Origin of the sequence: Agarivorans sp. QJM3NY_29 (assembly GCF_050870835.2) — a bacterium.
Taxonomy (GTDB): Bacteria; Pseudomonadota; Gammaproteobacteria; order Enterobacterales; family Celerinatantimonadaceae; genus Agarivorans.
On the sequence record NZ_CP194036.2, the window covers coordinates 1,628,188 to 1,645,761 of the forward strand.

The following is a 17,574-nucleotide window of genomic DNA, read 5'->3' on the forward strand; positions in this document are numbered from 1 at the left end:
TAGTTATTAAGATAAAGTGTATTCAATGAAACAAGCTGCAGTTTTCCTCGACCGAGATGGTGTTATCAATCATGACCATGGCTATGTATCTAAGGTTGACGATTTTGAGTTTATTGAGGGTGCAATTGAAGCGATGCAACAGCTCAAAAAAGCCGGGTGGTTATTGGTGGTGGTGACTAATCAAGCAGGTATTGCGCGAGGCTATTTCTCTGAGCAACAGTTTTTAAGCCTAACAGAATGGATGGATTGGTCCCTAGCTGATAGAGGCGTTGATTTGGATGGGATCTATTTTTGTCCTCATCATAAAGATTATGGTAGTGAGGATTACCGAATTGATTGCAATTGTCGCAAGCCAAAGCCGGGAATGTTACTTGAGGCTGCTAAAGAGTTAGGTATTGATTTGACTAATTCCTGGATGGTTGGTGATAAAGGCTCTGATTTGTTAGCCGCTAAAAACGCCGGAGTAAGCAACCGTATACTGGTGAAAGGACAATATCCGCTTAAAGCTGAAGAACTTCGGTTAGCGAGCAGCCAAGTATCATCATTGAAAGAAGCGGTGAGTATCATTCTGCAAGATGAACGCTAACAAGCATTAGGGTTACCGTGAAGGTTCCTCGTGATAATACTTAACTTGCTTGTTTTATCGACATTTTTTAGCCGGATACGCTTGCATTGTTCGATATCTGAGCAGTTAAACAAAAAACTGTGATTTTCTTCAAAAAAGGCTTGCACCGTAAGCGCGGATCCCTATAATGCGACTCCACTGACACGGCGGGCAGCACGCAATAGCGCAGCAGCAAGCGGTCAGGGTTGGTAAGGCCTGAGGCTTTATTAGCGGCGGTTAAACGCTTCAAACTTTCCTTAGAAAAGTTCTTCGGAAAAGATTGAAAAAAGCGGTTGACAGTCACCGAGGATGGCGTAGAATGCGCACCTCGCTTCGCAAGAAGCAACGCTCTTTAACAATTTATCAAGCAATCTGTGTGAGCACTCACAGAGCACTAAGCGAAAAAAATTAGCTTAAGTGGACTGGAGTGACACACTGTTTTAACAGTAATAATTTCAGTATTTACTTTGAGCGAAAAAACTTTGATTGAAGAGTTTGATCATGGCTCAGATTGAACGCTGGCGGCAGGCTTAACACATGCAAGTCGAGCGGTAACATTTCTAGCTTGCTAGAAGATGACGAGCGGCGGACGGGTGAGTAATGCTTGGGAATATGCCTTTACGTGGGGGACAACAGTTGGAAACGACTGCTAATACCGCATAATGTCTTCGGACCAAAGGAGGGGACTCTTCGGAGCCTTTCGCGTAGAGATTAGCCCAAGTGGGATTAGCTAGTTGGTGGGGTAATGGCTCACCAAGGCGACGATCCCTAGCTGGTTTGAGAGGATGATCAGCCACACTGGGACTGAGACACGGCCCAGACTCCTACGGGAGGCAGCAGTGGGGAATATTGCACAATGGGCGAAAGCCTGATGCAGCCATGCCGCGTGTGTGAAGAAGGCCTTCGGGTTGTAAAGCACTTTCAGTTGTGAGGAAGGCAATATGCTTAATACGTATATTGTTTGACGTTAGCGACAGAAGAAGGACCGGCTAACTCCGTGCCAGCAGCCGCGGTAATACGGAGGGTCCGAGCGTTAATCGGAATTACTGGGCGTAAAGCGTACGCAGGCGGCTTTTTAAGCCAGATGTGAAATCCCCGGGCTCAACCTGGGAATGGCATTTGGAACTGGGAAGCTAGAGTTTTGTAGAGGGTGGTAGAATTTCAGGTGTAGCGGTGAAATGCGTAGAGATCTGAAGGAATACCAGTGGCGAAGGCGGCCACCTGGACAAAAACTGACGCTCATGTACGAAAGCGTGGGGAGCAAACAGGATTAGATACCCTGGTAGTCCACGCCGTAAACGATGTCTACTAGTTGTCTGTGGGTTTAACCCGTGGGTAACGCAGCTAACGCATTAAGTAGACCGCCTGGGGAGTACGGCCGCAAGGTTAAAACTCAAATGAATTGACGGGGGCCCGCACAAGCGGTGGAGCATGTGGTTTAATTCGATGCAACGCGAAGAACCTTACCTGCCCTTGACATACTAAGAACTTTCCAGAGATGGATTGGTGCCTTCGGGAGCTTAGATACAGGTGCTGCATGGCTGTCGTCAGCTCGTGTCGTGAGATGTTGGGTTAAGTCCCGCAACGAGCGCAACCCTTATCCTTATTTGCCAGCACGTGATGGTGGGAACTCTAGGGAGACTGCCGGTGATAAACCGGAGGAAGGTGGGGACGACGTCAAGTCATCATGGCCCTTACGGGCAGGGCTACACACGTGCTACAATGGCATGTACAGAGGGATGCGACCTCGCGAGAGCAAGCGGACCCCAGAAAGCATGTCGTAGTCCGGATCGGAGTCTGCAACTCGACTCCGTGAAGTCGGAATCGCTAGTAATCGTGGATCAGAATGCCACGGTGAATACGTTCCCGGGCCTTGTACACACCGCCCGTCACACCATGGGAGTGGGCTGCAAAAGAAGTGGGTAGTTTAACCTTCGGGAGGACGCTCACCACTTTGTGGTTCATGACTGGGGTGAAGTCGTAACAAGGTAGCCCTAGGGGAACCTGGGGCTGGATCACCTCCTTATTATGAACGTTTATGTTTTGTGACGTGTTCACACAGATTGCTTGATAGAAGATAAAGAGAGAAGTTCTAGTGTGGTTTAGAACCAACGAGAACAGCTAACGCAGTGTCCCGTTCGTCTAGAGGCCTAGGACACCGCCCTTTCACGGCGGTAACACGAGTTCAAATCTCGTACGGGATACCATTTCTCTCTTGGTTTAAGAAAATAAAGCTAAGCATTATGTTGATACAGTGCTTAGCTTTGGTTTCTAAGAAGCCGAATGCTCTTTAACAATTTGGAAAAGCTGATAAAAAATATCTCAAAAATACGAGTGAAATAACAAGTGTTTTTGGTATTCAAAAAAATAAGGTGATCGTACTCGAGTGGCAGGATTTATACAGCCTGACCATTCAAGTGATTTAAGCGACAACATTTAGGTGTTGTATGGTTAAGTGACTAAGCGTATACGGTGGATGCCTTGGCAGTCAGAGGCGATGAAGGACGTGTTAATCTGCGATAAGCCATGTTGAGTCGATAAAAGACGTAATAGACATGGATTTCCGAATGGGGAAACCCACTGCATTTTATGCAGTATCGTAACGTGAATACATAGCGTTGCGAGGCGAACCCGGGGAACTGAAACATCTAAGTACCCGGAGGAAAAGAAATCAACCGAGATTCTGGTAGTAGCGGCGAGCGAACCCGGATTAGCCCTTAAGCTTCTTATAATTTAGTGGAACAAGCTGGAAAGTTTGGCCGTAGCGGGTGATAGCCCCGTACACGAAAGGTGATTTGAAGTGAAAACGAGTAGGACGGCACACGTGATATGTTGTCTGAATATGGGGGGACCATCCTCCAAGGCTAAATACTCCTGACTGACCGATAGTGAACCAGTACCGTGAGGGAAAGGCGAAAAGAACCCCTGTGAGGGGAGTGAAATAGAACCTGAAACCGTATACGTACAAGCAGTGGGAGCCTCTTTGTGGGGTGACTGCGTACCTTTTGTATAATGGGTCAACGACTTAATTTCAGTAGCAAGGTTAAGCGAATAGCGGAGCCGTAGGGAAACCGAGTGTTAACTGCGCGCATAGTTGCTGGGATTAGACCCGAAACCCGGTGATCTAGCCATGGGCAGGTTGAAGATTGGGTAACACCAATTGGAGGACCGAACCGACTAATGTTGAAAAATTAGCGGATGACTTGTGGCTGGGGGTGAAAGGCCAATCAAACCGGGAGATAGCTGGTTCTCCTCGAAAGCTATTTAGGTAGCGCCTCGGACGAATACTAGTGGGGGTAGAGCACTGTTAAGGCTAGGGGGTCATCCCGACTTACCAACCCTTTGCAAACTCCGAATACCACTAAGTACTATCCGGGAGACACACGGCGGGTGCTAACGTCCGTCGTGAAAAGGGAAACAACCCAGACCGTCAGCTAAGGTCCCAAAGTCATAGCTAAGTGGGAAACGATGTGGGAAGGCTTAGACAGCCAGGATGTTGGCTTAGAAGCAGCCATCATTTAAAGAAAGCGTAATAGCTCACTGGTCGAGTCGGCCTGCGCGGAAGATGTAACGGGGCTAAGCTATGCACCGAAGCTACGGGTACTTGCTTTGCAAGTGCGGTAGAGGAGCGTTCTGTAAGCCGTTGAAGGTGATTCGTAAGGATTGCTGGAGGTATCAGAAGTGCGAATGTTGACATGAGTAACGATAAAGGGGGTGAAAAGCCCCCTCGCCGAAAGACCAAGGTTTCCTGTTCAATGTTAATCAGAGCAGGGTGAGTCGGCCCCTAAGGCGAGACTGAAAAGTGTAGTCGATGGGAAACAGGTTAATATTCCTGTACTTCGTATAATTGCGATGGGAGGACGGAGAAGGCTAGGCCAGCGCGGCGATTGGTAGTCCGCGTTTAAGGTTGTAGGCTGGACACTTAGGAAAATCCGGGTGTCTAAGGCTGAGGATTGATGACGAGTCACTAAGGTGATGAAGTGGTTGATGCCCTGCTTCCAGGAAAAGTCTCTAAGCTTCAGATTATACGAAACCGTACCCCAAACCGACACAGGTGGTTGGGTAGAGAATACCAAGGCGCTTGAGAGAACTCGGGTGAAGGAACTAGGCAAAATGGTACCGTAACTTCGGGAGAAGGTACGCTGCTGTTGGTGATGGGACTTGCTCCCTAAGCTGACGGCAGTCGCAGATACCAGTTGGCTGCAACTGTTTATTAAAAACACAGCACTGTGCTAAATCGAAAGATGACGTATACGGTGTGACGCCTGCCCGGTGCCGGAAGGTTAATTGATGTGGTTAGCGCAAGCGAAGCTATTGATCGAAGCCCCGGTAAACGGCGGCCGTAACTATAACGGTCCTAAGGTAGCGAAATTCCTTGTCGGGTAAGTTCCGACCTGCACGAATGGCGTAATGATGGCCAAGCTGTCTCCACCCGAGACTCAGTGAAATTGAAATTGCCGTGAAGATGCGGTGTACCCGCGGCTAGACGGAAAGACCCCGTGAACCTTTACTACAGCTTGACACTGAACATTGACCCTACATGTGTAGGATAGGTGGGAGGCTTTGAAGCGTTGTCGCTAGATGATGTGGAGCCGACCTTGAAATACCACCCTTGTAGTGTTGATGTTCTAACGTTGTCCCGTTATCCGGGATGCGGACAGTGTCTGGTGGGTAGTTTGACTGGGGCGGTCTCCTCCCAAAGAGTAACGGAGGAGCACGAAGGTTGGCTAAGTACGGTCGGACATCGTACGGTTAGTGCAATGGCATAAGCCAGCTTAACTGCGAGACAGACACGTCGAGCAGGTACGAAAGTAGGTCATAGTGATCCGGTGGTTCTGTATGGAAGGGCCATCGCTCAACGGATAAAAGGTACTCCGGGGATAACAGGCTGATACCGCCCAAGAGTTCATATCGACGGCGGTGTTTGGCACCTCGATGTCGGCTCATCACATCCTGGGGCTGAAGTCGGTCCCAAGGGTATGGCTGTTCGCCATTTAAAGTGGTACGCGAGCTGGGTTTAGAACGTCGTGAGACAGTTCGGTCCCTATCTGCCGTGGGCGTTTGAGAATTGAAGGGAGCTGCTCCTAGTACGAGAGGACCGGAGTGGACGAACCGCTGGTGTTTGGGTTGTTATGCCAATAGCATTGCCCAGTAGCTACGTTCGGAACTGATAACCGCTGAAAGCATCTAAGCGGGAAGCAGGCCTTGAGATTAATTCTCACTAGGACTTTAAGTCCTCTGAAGGGCCGTTGGAGACTACAACGTTGATAGGCAAGGTGTGTAAGTGCTGTGAGGCATTGAGCTAACTTGTACTAATTACCCGTGAGGCTTAACCATACAACACCTAAAGGGTGTTGCTTATAGATACTTTATTTTAGAACCAAGAGTGCTTGTTATGCTCGTGGGATATATCAGTTTTTTCGAATGTTAAAGACAACAAGTTTTTGCCTGGTGGCAATAGCGTTGTGGAACCACCTGAACCCATGCCGAACTCAGAAGTGAAACGCAACTGCGCCGATGATAGTGTGGGGTCTCCCCATGTGAAAGTAGGTCACTGCCAGGCGCCTATTTTAAAAACCCAGCTATGTGCTGGGTTTTTTTATGTCTGAAATTGCCATGTAAAAGTAGGCTGGATATCGCCAGACACCGATTTAGAGAAAGCCTATCCTTACGGATAGGCTTTTTTTATGTCTGGGATTTAGCAAGGGCAGCCAAGGCGAACCGATGTTCATGAACAAGCCATGTGAAAGTCGGCTGGATATTGCCAGACACCGATTGAGAGAAAGCCTACCCTCACGGATAGGCTTTTTTTATGTCTGAAATTTAGCAAGGGCAGCCAAGGCGAACCGATGTTCATGAACAAACCATGTGAAAGTAGGCTGGATATTGCCAGACACCGATTGAGAGAAAGCCTATCCTTACGGATAGGCTTTTTTTATGTCTGAGATTTAGCAAGGGCAGCCAAGATGAACTGGTGTTCATGATGATGCGGGCTGCGAAAATTGAAGTCTGATCCTGCGATAAATCAGATAAATGCAGTTTTCACTATATGAAAAAGCCTTTCAGGGTATGAAAGGCTTTTTTGCTTTCTAGACTTCGACTCTTGCGGACTCTTGCGTAGGAAGTTCGGGAAGAATTTGGACGCTCACATCATCTTTCACCAAGACGAGAGCATTTATACCAATTGCATTAATTAATTGAACACTTTGGCCATTCCCTCTGACACAAATGAGTGACTCTCTCTGTATCCTTCCTAAAGGTATTCCATGCGCGTGAAACTTGTTCCACAATTTGCTTATAATTGTTGAACATGCGATTAGACAAACAGCGTTGACGCAGCCATTGCCAAACTTGCTCTATCGGATTTAATTCTGGTGAGTACGGCGGCAACTTGATTAAAATGAGATTTGAAAAGGCAAAGGCCGTATCGCTTGTGTGCTAACCCGCACCGTTTACGATAACCACTGCATGTCTACCGGCTGGTGTTGCCTCTGAAATTTGCTGTCAGTGTTTTTCCATCACCTCTTTATTCACCCAAGGGCGAACCAATGCTTCCGTCTTTCCATTCCCCGGGCATTCCGCTCCAAAAATGTAACCGTAGTCGAACTGTTGCTGTTTAACCGCTCTGGGCCGACTCCCTTTTGCAGCCTAAATTTTAGTTGTCTGATTTTGTTGACCAAATCTCGCTTCGTCTTGAAACCAAACATCGACATATGCTCAAGCGCTTGATGTCCGGGGATGTGAAGGATCGTTTCCAGAAGGAAGTTTTTTAAAAGCTTCTTGAGCCTCTTGCGATTGCTTTGGGTGCTTGGAACGGCTGGTTATCCAACTAAATCTAAGTGCATGGTGGAGTCGGTAAATATTTCTATATTGGTCAGGAATACCAAACTGGAGGCTAATGTATAAGCGAATATCTTCAGCAATGAGTCGTCCTCCACCCTTCTTGATAGCGTTGTCTTCAATGAATGAATCGTTTGAGAGTGTCGAGCTGAGGAGCTGATAGTTTGTTAGGCCTTCCAGGACAACTTTTAGAGTGGAGTTCTTCTATAAAATATTTGCTGACCTGCCTTTGGCTACTCCAAGCACTTCCGCTATCTGTGTGCGCTTGTAGCCACGCTTAAAGGGGTAGATAGTCATGAAGCGAATTTTTAATCTAGGATCTGAGGTTTTTTTAAAGAGTCGTTTCAGTTCATCAGGTGTATGCAAGCGGATAAGTACTTGAATGAGCGATAAGCTATTAGATCGGATAGTTAGTGCAATTGTTATTAGATCAGCAGCCTCGAGTTCTTACATATGAGGGTGAATATCTAGAGTTTAGAATTTACATTAAAACCCTTAGAGATTATTCGGGTAATTGTTAACTGCTTATTGAGGCAACAGACATAAAAAAACGAGCTTAAAGCTCGTTCTTTATTTCACTGCTTAATAATTACTGAGCAGTTGAAGTGCTAGTAGAGGTAGAAGTACCACCAGTTACACTATCATTGCTTTGGTTTGATGCGATACCAACTACAGCGGTAGTAGCTACAACACCACCAACAACTGCGCCAGTTACACCAGCAGCACCGCCAGCAGCGCCACCGGCACCAGCTGCACCAGCTGCTGCTTCAGCAGCAAATACATTACCAGACATTGCCAAAGCGGCAGCTGCGACTAAAACTAATTTTTTCATGAAATTTCCCTGTATAAATTGTATAACTATGTCATTGTATGACTTAGTTAAGATGCTTTCCACATCTACTTACATATTTATCACTGATTACGATTATTTTCCAGTGAATCTGCGTTTATAATTTTAGTTCCTTTAGGTAGTTTTGAAAGCGATCTTTGAGTTCGGGGTGACGTAGCGCAAACTCTACGATGGCTTTTAAGTAACCAAACTTGCTACCGCAGTCGTGGCTTTTGCCCAGCATATAATAAGCTTGGGTTGTTTCTTTTTCCATCAAGCTTGCAATTGCATCGGTGAGTTGGATTTCATCTCCGGCGCCAGGTGGCGTTTTGGCCAACTCTTTCCATATCTGCGCAGATAAAACATAACGTCCAACGACAGCAAGGTTTGATGGCGCATCAGCGATGTTTGGTTTTTCAATGGTGGCTACCATATCAGCCGATTCACCGGGTTTGATATTATTGCCATTAATATCGACAATCCCAAATTTGCTGACATCTTCGTTAGCAACCGCTTCAACCATGATTTGACTAGAGCCCGTTTGGTTGTATTTGTTCACCATGTCAGCGAGGTTTTCAGTTTTTAAGTTCGATGTAGAGTCATCTAGAATTACGTCAGGTAACAATACCGCAAAAGGATTATCTCCAATCAGCGGATGTGCACACAGTATCGCGTGCCCGAGGCCCTTAGCAACACCTTGGCGGACATGCATGATGGTGACATCTTTTGGACAAATAGAGCGAACTTCTTCTAATAATTGTCGTTTCACCCTTTTTTCTAAGGTAGCTTCTAATTCAAAACTGGTATCAAAATGATTCTCAATAGAGTTTTTACTAGAATGAGTGACTAAAATTATTTCTTTAATGCCTGCCGCTATTGCTTCTTGGACTACATATTGGATCAATGGCTTATCGACGATGGGCAGCATTTCTTTGGGGATGGCTTTAGTGGCGGGCAACATTCTGGTGCCTAAACCGGCTACCGGTAGTACCGCTTTTTTGACTGATGTAGTCATACTCAGTTCCTTGAATAGGGAGGAATAATGCAGCGCACTTTAGCACGGAGAAATGACAATTAAAATTGAGTTTGTTAAGAAATGGGGAGGCTTTACACGAATTAATAAAATTTCTTTGAGAACATTAACTTAAAGATGAAGTTCGCCCTTGAATAGCTGTTTGATAGCGGGGTCAAGGGCGAGTGTTGTATCGAAAGGCTAAATCATTAATTTACTCGACATATAGATTATCTTTATTATCCAAGTAAATTTTTTCTCCGATCCCTGGTACTAAGACAATTTGTTCAATGTTCTTAAAGTTGCCATGGGTTTGACGATATTCAATGATAGCTAATGATTTACTTTTACCTACGCCTTTGAGTGTCACTAGTTGTTCGGAGTTGGCGGTATTTAGGTTTAATACTTGGTTTGTTTCTTGGGCATAAACGTAGTTCATACTAGCAAGACAGAATATTAGAATTAGTCTTTGGATCAATCTCATGGTTTGCTCCTTTTGTGCTTAAACCATGGTTAACCTTAGAATAAATAGTTAAATAACAAATCACTCAATTGGGTTATTTAGATATGTACTACTAGTAGAAAGCTAGGCAGTAGACTTTGCCTAGGGATCTTTTAAGGAAGTGCTTTCTTGAAGGGTTTCACGATGACCTTAGCGTATACGCCGGCTTCGACATATGGATCGGCATTTGCCCAAGCGACGGCTTGCTCCAAGTTTTGAAATTCGGCGATAACTGTTGAACCGGTGAATCCAGCTTCAGCAGGATCCTCTGCATCAATCGCTGGGTTTGGGCCTGCGACCAGCAGTCGTCCTTCATTTACCAGTGCTTGCAGTCGTGCTAAGTGGGCGGGTCTGGCTTGTTTGCGTTGTTCTAGGCTATTTTCTACGTCTTCAGCAAAAATTACATACCACATGCTTAATTATCCTCTTTTTCCGATAGCGATTGCTGCTGTTCTTTAGGGAGATGTTTATACAGATAAGCAACAGTTGCAACGGTGAATACCAAGGTTAGCCCAAGTAATCCAAATACTTTAAAGTTCACCCAGAAGTCTTCTGAAAAGTTAAAAGCGATGTAGAGGTTAAGCGTGCCACAGCTCATAAAAAAAAGAGCCCAAGCAACATTCACTTTACCCCATATGGATTCAGGAAGCGTCATCTCCTTACCAAGCATTTTTTTGATTAAGGGACTTTTGAAAACAAACTGACTGACTAATAAGACTAAACCGAATAGCCAATTGATCACTGTGGGTTTCCACTTAATAAAGTCATCATCGCGTAGAATTAGCGTGAGACCACCAAAAACCAAGATCAAGACAAAGGAGATTAAATGCATCTTCTCAATTTTTTTATTTTTTATGTAAGAGGCTGCTAAGAGAAGCGCTGTGGAAATGATTAACGCGAAGGTTGCTGCATAAATATCTTGCATTTTGTATACAGCGAAAAAAATGATCAATGGAATGAATTCGAAAAATTGTTTCATAATTCCTCAGGGCTAGCGGTAAATAAAAAGCCGCTAATTATAGCGGCTTTTGATAGTAGCAAGTTCTTCGCCTAAACGGTAGCGGCTTTCATTTGCGAGGCAAAGTCTTTGAGCGCGGTTAGCATTTGAGTCGGTTGCTCTAGATGATTCTCGATAAGTTTCACTACTGCCGATCCAGAAATTGCTCCAGCAGCGCCAGCTGCAATTGTTTCGGTTACTTGTTGAGGCGTTGAAATACCAAAACCAAGCAGTGCCGGTGGTGCCTGGTACTGTTTTAATTTGTCGAGTAGTTTACCCACAGGCGTACCGGCTTTGGTTTCGGTGCCAGTCACGCCTGCTCGACTAACCAGATAGGTGTAGCCTTGGCTATATTCGGCAACTTTTTTCAAGATCGTATCATCTGCGTTGGGCGGTGCGATAAAAATGCTTTGTAAGCCATGTTTATTGGCGGCTGCTCTAAAAGGCGCCGACTCGCGGATCGGTACATCGGCAACTAGTACCGAATCTACGCCTGCTTGGGCCAACTTTTGATAGAAATTATCAATCCCAGTTGAATAGACGAGGTTTGCATAGAGCAGTAAACCGATTGGTACCTCGGGATGTTTGGCCCTAATTCGGCAGAGCATAGCTACGCAATCGGGGGGGGTTATGCCCGCTTGTAAAGCTCTTACGTTGGCACCTTGAATGGTTGGGCCATCGGCGACGGGATCGGAAAACGGGATCCCGAGTTCTAAGGCATCAGCACCTCCTTCGATTAAGGCGTCGATGATTGCGAGTGATTGCTCCATGGCAGGGTCACCTAAAGTTACAAATGGGACAAAGGCACCTTGCTTATCGGCTGCTAGGCGTTGAAATAGGTTTTGGTAACGTTGTGTCATTATAAGCCTCCTCTTTTAGCGAAGATATCTGCGACAGTATAGATATCTTTGTCACCACGACCCGACAGATTGACCACCAAGATTTGTTGTTTGCTCTTATCTTGCTGCGCTAGCTTGAGAGCATATGCTAAAGCATGAGCCGACTCTAAGGCTGGGATGATGCCCTCGCTTTCAGCCAAGGTTTGGAAGGCTGCTAGGGCCTCTTCATCGGTGGCTGACTCATAGCTGGCTCGGCCGATTGAATTAAGGTGGGCATGCTGTGGCCCTACTGATGGGAAATCTAACCCCGCTGAAATGGAGTAAGACTCTTCAATCTGACCGTTAGGATCTTGCATTAGCAAAGAGTGCATGCCAAAGAACATACCTTTACGACCGTGCTTCAGTGGTGCGCCGTGTTGGTCGGTATCAATTCCTTTACCCGCAGGCTCTACGCCGATCAGCTGTACACCTTTTTCTTCGATGAAATCAGCAAAAATGCCAATGGCATTCGAGCCGCCTCCGACACAGGCGATGACTGCATCTGGCAAACGGCCTTCGGCTTTTAGAATTTGTTGTTTGGCTTCTTCGCCGATCATTTTCTGGAATTCCCGTACAATGGTAGGGAAAGGATGTGGGCCAGCAGCCGTGCCAAGTAAGTAGTGTGCGGTGTCATAGCTTGCTGCCCAGTCTCGTAATGCTTCATTGCAAGCATCTTTGAGGGTGGATGAGCCGCTATGTACCGGAATGACTTCCGCGCCCATTAATTTCATTCTGAATACATTGGGTTCTTGACGCTCACAGTCTTTTGCGCCCATATATACTCGACACTTGAGTCCCAGTAGGGCACAGGCTAGCGCAGTGGCGACACCATGCTGGCCAGCGCCCGTTTCGGCGATAATTTCATGTTTCCCCATACGTTTGGCAAGCAGTGCTTGGCCCAGTACCTGATTGGTCTTGTGGGCACCACCGTGCAATAAATCTTCACGTTTGAGGTAGATCTTGGTGTTGGTTCCCTTGGTCAGGTTACGACATAGGGTGAGTGGGGTCGGTCTACCCGCATATTCACTCAACAGGTGGTTAAACTCAGCGATAAACTCAGGATCTTGCTGAGCATCGATAAAGGCTTGCTCGAGTTGATCGAGCGCCGGTACTAGAATTTGTGGGACAAATTGCCCGCCAAATTCTCCAAAATAGGCATCTAATTTACTCATTGTTAGCTCTTATTCGTCATTAAAGGGTTGAATGATTACCTAAGGGGTTCCCTTAGTAGTCTCTAATTAGTTGAAACGCTCTGGCGATTTTGTGGGCATCTTTTATGCCAGGGCTTTGTTCTACCCCAGAATTTAGATCTAAGCCCGCAGCACCGAGTGTGAGCGCTTGCTGTATGTTGTCTGGCGATATACCTCCAGCTAACATCGCACCTTGACTGTGCTCACCTAATAGTTGCCAATCGAAGGTTTGCCCTGTGCCGCCAAATTGGTCGGCGATTTTGCTATCAAACAGGATCTTATCGGCATTTTTAGGGGCTTCGGGAAGTTGTGTCGCAACGGCGAGGGCTTTCCATACTAAGCTGTGATTCAATAGGGATTTTAGCTGGTGAATGTACTGTTCGTCCTCGCTGCCATGGAGTTGTACAGCATGCAGTTGTAGTTGGTTGGCAATGGCCGCAACGTCCTCGAGGGGATGATTGACAAACACACCCACAAAATTGAGTGGGGCGGCTTGAATTAATTGCCGAGCTTGGGCTAGGCTGATATGCCGCGGTGATTTTTCGGCGAAAATTAAACCACCGTAAACGGCACCAGCTTGATGTGCGGCGATCACGTCTTGTTCACGGCTTAAACCGCAAATCTTGTTTTCACCGAGGATCAGTTTACGGCAAGCCATATCGACATCGTCTTGGCTCATAAGTGAACTACCGACTAAAAAGCCGTTGGCGTATTTGGCTAGTTCTCTTACTTGCTGGTGTTTATAGATCCCTGATTCTGAAATGATGATCCGGTCTTCTGGAATTTGTTTGGCTAACTCAGGAGTCCGTTCTAAAGTGATCGATAGATCGCGCAAGTTACGGTTATTAATGCCGATGACTTTAGCATTTAAAGCAATTGCTCGTTCTAGTTCTTGTTGATTACTCACCTCGGTCAATACACCCAATTTAAGCTTATGCGCGACGTCTGCCAGTAAGCTGTATTCATTATCGTCAAGCACCGACAGCATCAGTAAAATGGCATCGGCTTGGTGATAGCGGGCTAAGTAAATTTGGTATTCATCTATAAAGAAGTCTTTGCATAATACTGGCTGTGAAACCTGTTCGCGCACTTGAGTGACGTATTCAAACTCACCTTGAAAGTACTTGCTATCGGTTAATACCGAGATAGCTGCCGCATAGTTTTTGTAAACACCAGCAATAAAATCTAAATCAAACTCAGGTCGGATCAATCCCTTCGAAGGGGATGCTTTTTTGCATTCCAGAATAAACTTGGCAGGCGTTCCTGATAGCGCCTGATAAAAGCTCCGGTCACTGGGCTCCACTTGGTTGATAAAGCTGTTTAAGGGTTGACGTTGCATACGCTCGGCTAACCAGATTTCTTTATCTGCCACAATTTCATCTAAGATGGTCGCTTGATTTTGATTATGACTCACTGACTCATCTCCGCTAATTTGTGGGCTAACGCTAAGGGGCGGCCTGAAGCCATTTCTTCAATGGCCATATTTACGCCCTGACCGACATTGTCGGCTTTGCCGGCGAGCTTTAATAACAGAGCTACATTTACGGCAACCGCTGCTTGCTGCGCCTCTGTGGCCTTACCTTGTAATAAAGCTAAGGTGATGGTTTTGTTTTGTTCTGGGGTTCCGCCTTCAAGGGCTTCTATCGCAGCTTGTTTTACTCCGAAGTCGCTGGGGTCGAGGGTATATTCTCGGATGCTTTCACCATTTACTTCGGCAATTTGAGTGGGACCATGAATGGCCACTTCATCTAGACCTGCGCCGTGTACTACCATGGCTTTTTTCATACCCAGTTGTTGTAAGGTATGAGCAATTGGCGAAATTAAGGCTGGATCATAAACCCCCATCACTTCCATGGTTGGGTGAGCCGGATTAATTAGGGGGCCGAGTACATTAAAAATGGTTCGGGTCTTCAGGGTTTGTCGTACCGGCATCGCATGGCGGACACCAGCATGGTATTGCGGTGCAAATAAGAAACACAGACCTAATTCGTCTAAGCAGCGTCGAGCGGTTGCAGGTGTCATTTGAATATTAATGCCTAAAGCAGCCAGTAAATCTGATGAGCCCGATTTACTGGAGACGCTGCGGTTGCCGTGTTTGGCAACTTTAACTCCAAGACTTGCCGCCACAAATGCCGAAGTAGTCGAGATATTAATGGTGTTGTAGCCATCGCCACCAGTACCAACAATGTCAGCAAAGGGGTAGTCGGGCGTTGGGAACGGCGCTGCGTTTGCCAATAGCGCGCGCGCCGCACCAGCAATTTCCTCTGGGGTCTCGCCTTTAATTTTTAAGGCCGTTAGCAGTGAAGACAACACAATCGGCTCGACTTCACCTTGAATCACTTGGCTAAATACCTGTTGCGCTTGCTCGCTGCTGAGGCTTTGCCCTTGATAAAGTTGCTCTAAGATTGCCTGCATTATGCTTGCTCCTTTGCTTGTGTGGCCCAATCAAGGCTACGAGCTAATAAACTTGCGCCTTCGCTGGTTAATATGGACTCTGGGTGAAATTGAAAACCAATGACTTTATCTTGTTGATTGATAATGGCCATCGGCATTTGTTGGTAGTGGGCGTTTACTGTCAAGCCTGTCGGCATTTTGGTGGCAACTAAGGAGTGATAACGCGCCACCGGAAGCGGATTGGTTAAACCTTCAAACATTAGCTGATTATCATGTTCAATCAATGATGATTTTCCATGCACAATTTCTTCTGCTTTACCGACCTCGCCGCCGTAACTTTCAACCAGCGCTTGATGACCTAAGCAGATCCCAATAATTGGCACTTGCCCTTTGCATAAGTCAATGAGCTCTAACATGCAGCCGGCTTGCTGTGGATTGCCCGGTCCCGGTGATAGTACTAACACAGGAAGATCTGGACAGGCATCAATGTGCTGTTTGATCTCGGAAGCGCTTAAATGATTACGATATATATGAACATCTAAGCCTTGACTGCGAAACTGGTCAACTAGGTTGTAAGTAAAAGAGTCAAAATTATCGAGTAAAAATACACTATGAGTCATGGCTGACATCCTTTAAGGTTGAGCCGTGGGCGCGAGCGATGGCATTTAATACGGCAGCGGCTTTATTACGGGTTTCGTCGGCTTCCGCTTGAGGATCTGAATCATAGACAATACCAGCTCCCGCCTGCACATGAGCGACTTGGTTTTTGACAAAGGCCGATCGGATCACAATACAAGTATCCATATCGCCCTTCCCCGTGAGGTAGCCAACTGCACCGCCATAACTACCACGGCGCTGTTGCTCGATTTGTCTAATTAGCTCTGATGCGCGAATTTTAGGCGCTCCAACCAGAGTTCCCATATTCATGCACGCTTGGTAAGCATGTAGTGCGTCCAAATCTTTGCGCAAGGTGCCGATAACTCGCGAAACCAAGTGCATCACATGGCTATAGCGATCGACTTTGAGCAGGTCTGCAACGTGACGAGTACCCGGCTCACTAATGCGGGCGACATCATTGCGGGCTAAATCTACCAGCATGATATGTTCGGCGGTCTCTTTCTTATCTAAACGGAGTTCTAACTCCAAGCGTCCATCTAAATCTCGATTGATAGAACCGTCGGGGTTAAAGCCACGTTTGCGGGTCCCTGCTATCGGATAAATCTCGACATCCCGGCTATTGGAACAATACTTAATCGCGCTCTCTGGAGAAGCACCAAACAATACAAATTCACTATCTTGTAGATAGAACATATAAGGGCTGGGGTTGGTTAATTTTAATTCTCGGTAAGCGGCGAGACTATCGGGACAGGCCAGTTGAAAGCTGCGCGAGGGAACGACCTGAAAAATATCACCCTGACGAATATAGTCTTTTAAGGTTTCAACATGTTCGCAATAATGGGCGTCGCTAATGTCGGTGCTTATTTTAGCTTGATAATTAGTTGGTACCGTTGACTCTTGCTGGTGGTTCTCCGTTTCACATAATTCAGCCAAGTGGCTTAAACGCTGAGTGATTCGTGAGCTCTCGTGGTCATTGAATAGTGAACCGATAATATGGGTCACTTGCTGTTGATGGTCGATTAATAGCAAGCTTTCGGCGAGATAGAATTGAAAGTCAGGGCAGGCATTGGTGCTATCGGCAACTGTTGGCAGTTGTTCAAAGCTGGCAATGAAGTCGTAAGCAAATACTCCACCGATAAATAAGCCTTCATTGAAGTCTGTTTGCGAGCCATAAAGTGTGACTAATAAACGTAACGCATCAACTGGAGAGCTGGCTTTTAAGCGAGAGTCTTCGTCTAAATTGGCTGTCGGAAGGGGATAGTCTACGACGAGTTGTTTTGAGGTTTGCTGGGTAATTAGCGATGGTTCTAAATTCGCGGTAACGTCGGCTAAGACCGACTCGCCATTGGGTGATATAGCAACAAATGTCACTTCTCGTCCATGGCAGCTAATTTTAACTGCTGCATCGGCCAATATGAGACTTTTGAGGTTTTCCTTACTGTCTATTTCCGCCGATTCAAGCAATACATTTTGTTGGCTTTCTTTACACAATTCTTGATAAAGACTAAGTGGATCATGCACATAGCTGGCATCGATCTGGATATTCTTTAGTTGTACCCTAGGTGGGGTAGCCATAGTTCGTTACTCCTAGTGAAGCCGTAGCGCAAATATAAAAAAAGCCCGCTTTAAGCGGGCTTTGTTGTTCTGTTCAATGTATTGGAAATACAACAACTCACACCCGTCTAATTCGGAGTGCGCCACCACCAAGAT

Annotated in this window: 12 protein-coding genes, 1 tRNA gene, 3 rRNA genes and 1 pseudogene; 5 read left to right on the top strand and 12 right to left on the bottom strand. The window is 46.3% G+C overall.

Translation table 11 applies throughout. The annotated features are described in order from the left end of the window. The first annotated feature begins 25 nt into the window (after positions 1-25). The 5 genes from gmhB to rrf all read left to right on the top strand — a co-directional run bounded on the left by gmhB (position 26) and on the right by rrf (position 6,167). Positions 26-586, top strand: coding sequence for a D-glycero-beta-D-manno-heptose 1,7-bisphosphate 7-phosphatase (gmhB, locus tag ACRRS0_RS07440; RefSeq protein WP_432453828.1), 561 nt, complete (start codon positions 26-28; stop codon positions 584-586). 501 nt (positions 587-1,087) lie between these two features. Then, positions 1,088-2,630: ribosomal RNA gene (locus ACRRS0_RS07445) — 16S ribosomal RNA — on the top strand. Positions 2,631-2,735: 105 nt separating this feature from the next. Further along, a tRNA-Glu gene (locus ACRRS0_RS07450) sits at positions 2,736-2,811 on the top strand. Between the two features lie 242 nt (positions 2,812-3,053). After that, positions 3,054-5,941 (top strand): 23S ribosomal RNA (locus ACRRS0_RS07455). A gap of 110 nt (positions 5,942-6,051) precedes the next feature. Further along, positions 6,052-6,167 (top strand): 5S ribosomal RNA (gene rrf / locus ACRRS0_RS07460). The 16S, 23S and 5S rRNA genes sit together here with 1 tRNA gene alongside, the layout of an rRNA operon. Positions 6,168-6,793: 626 nt before the next feature. Here the strand turns inward: rrf and ACRRS0_RS07465 are convergent. From ACRRS0_RS07465 to ACRRS0_RS07520, 12 genes and pseudogenes are all read right to left on the bottom strand, one after another. After that, positions 6,794-7,810: pseudogene (locus tag ACRRS0_RS07465) on the bottom strand (IS630 family transposase). Positions 7,811-8,033: 223 nt separating this feature from the next. Beyond that, positions 8,034-8,276, bottom strand: coding sequence for a hypothetical protein (locus ACRRS0_RS07470; RefSeq protein WP_432453827.1), 243 nt, complete (start codon positions 8,274-8,276; stop codon positions 8,034-8,036). A gap of 115 nt (positions 8,277-8,391) precedes the next feature. Then, the gene (gene galU / locus ACRRS0_RS07475; RefSeq protein WP_432453826.1) at positions 8,392-9,288 is read right to left on the bottom strand and encodes a UTP--glucose-1-phosphate uridylyltransferase GalU; all 897 of its coding nucleotides are present in this window, start codon (positions 9,286-9,288) and stop codon (positions 8,392-8,394) included. Positions 9,289-9,499: 211 nt separating this feature from the next. Continuing rightward, on the bottom strand, positions 9,500-9,769 hold the full coding sequence (locus ACRRS0_RS07480; RefSeq protein ID WP_432453825.1) for a ComEA family DNA-binding protein: 270 nt from the start codon (positions 9,767-9,769) through the stop codon (positions 9,500-9,502). 131 nt (positions 9,770-9,900) lie between these two features. Continuing rightward, the gene (locus tag ACRRS0_RS07485; RefSeq protein ID WP_432453824.1) at positions 9,901-10,200 is read right to left on the bottom strand and encodes a YciI family protein; all 300 of its coding nucleotides are present in this window, start codon (positions 10,198-10,200) and stop codon (positions 9,901-9,903) included. Between the two features lie 2 nt (positions 10,201-10,202). Further along, positions 10,203-10,766: a septation protein A gene (locus tag ACRRS0_RS07490; RefSeq protein WP_432453823.1), complete on the bottom strand. Its 564-nt coding sequence runs from the start codon at positions 10,764-10,766 to the stop codon at positions 10,203-10,205. Positions 10,767-10,837: 71 nt separating this feature from the next. Continuing rightward, on the bottom strand, positions 10,838-11,644 hold the full coding sequence (trpA, locus tag ACRRS0_RS07495) for a tryptophan synthase subunit alpha (RefSeq protein WP_432453822.1): 807 nt from the start codon (positions 11,642-11,644) through the stop codon (positions 10,838-10,840). Continuing rightward, on the bottom strand, positions 11,644-12,834 hold the full coding sequence (gene trpB, locus ACRRS0_RS07500) for a tryptophan synthase subunit beta (protein ID WP_432453821.1): 1,191 nt from the start codon (positions 12,832-12,834) through the stop codon (positions 11,644-11,646). Before trpB ends, trpA begins: the two co-directional genes overlap by 1 nt. A 52-nt stretch (positions 12,835-12,886) precedes the next feature. After that, positions 12,887-14,266: a bifunctional indole-3-glycerol-phosphate synthase TrpC/phosphoribosylanthranilate isomerase TrpF gene (gene trpCF, locus ACRRS0_RS07505; protein WP_432453820.1), complete on the bottom strand. Its 1,380-nt coding sequence runs from the start codon at positions 14,264-14,266 to the stop codon at positions 12,887-12,889. Next, entirely contained in the window at positions 14,263-15,267 is a 1,005-nt protein-coding gene (trpD, locus tag ACRRS0_RS07510; protein WP_432453819.1) for an anthranilate phosphoribosyltransferase, read from the bottom strand. The genes trpCF and trpD overlap by 4 nt, the downstream gene beginning before the upstream one ends. Continuing rightward, positions 15,267-15,866 carry an aminodeoxychorismate/anthranilate synthase component II gene (locus ACRRS0_RS07515; protein ID WP_432453818.1) on the bottom strand — a complete coding sequence of 200 codons (600 nt, stop codon included), beginning with the start codon at positions 15,864-15,866 and terminating at the stop codon, positions 15,267-15,269. Before ACRRS0_RS07515 ends, trpD begins: the two co-directional genes overlap by 1 nt. After that, positions 15,856-17,439, bottom strand: a complete 1,584-nt coding sequence (locus tag ACRRS0_RS07520) for an anthranilate synthase component 1 (RefSeq protein ID WP_432453817.1) — start codon at positions 17,437-17,439, stop codon at positions 15,856-15,858. Before ACRRS0_RS07520 ends, ACRRS0_RS07515 begins: the two co-directional genes overlap by 11 nt. Between the last annotated feature and the right edge of the window lie 135 nt (positions 17,440-17,574).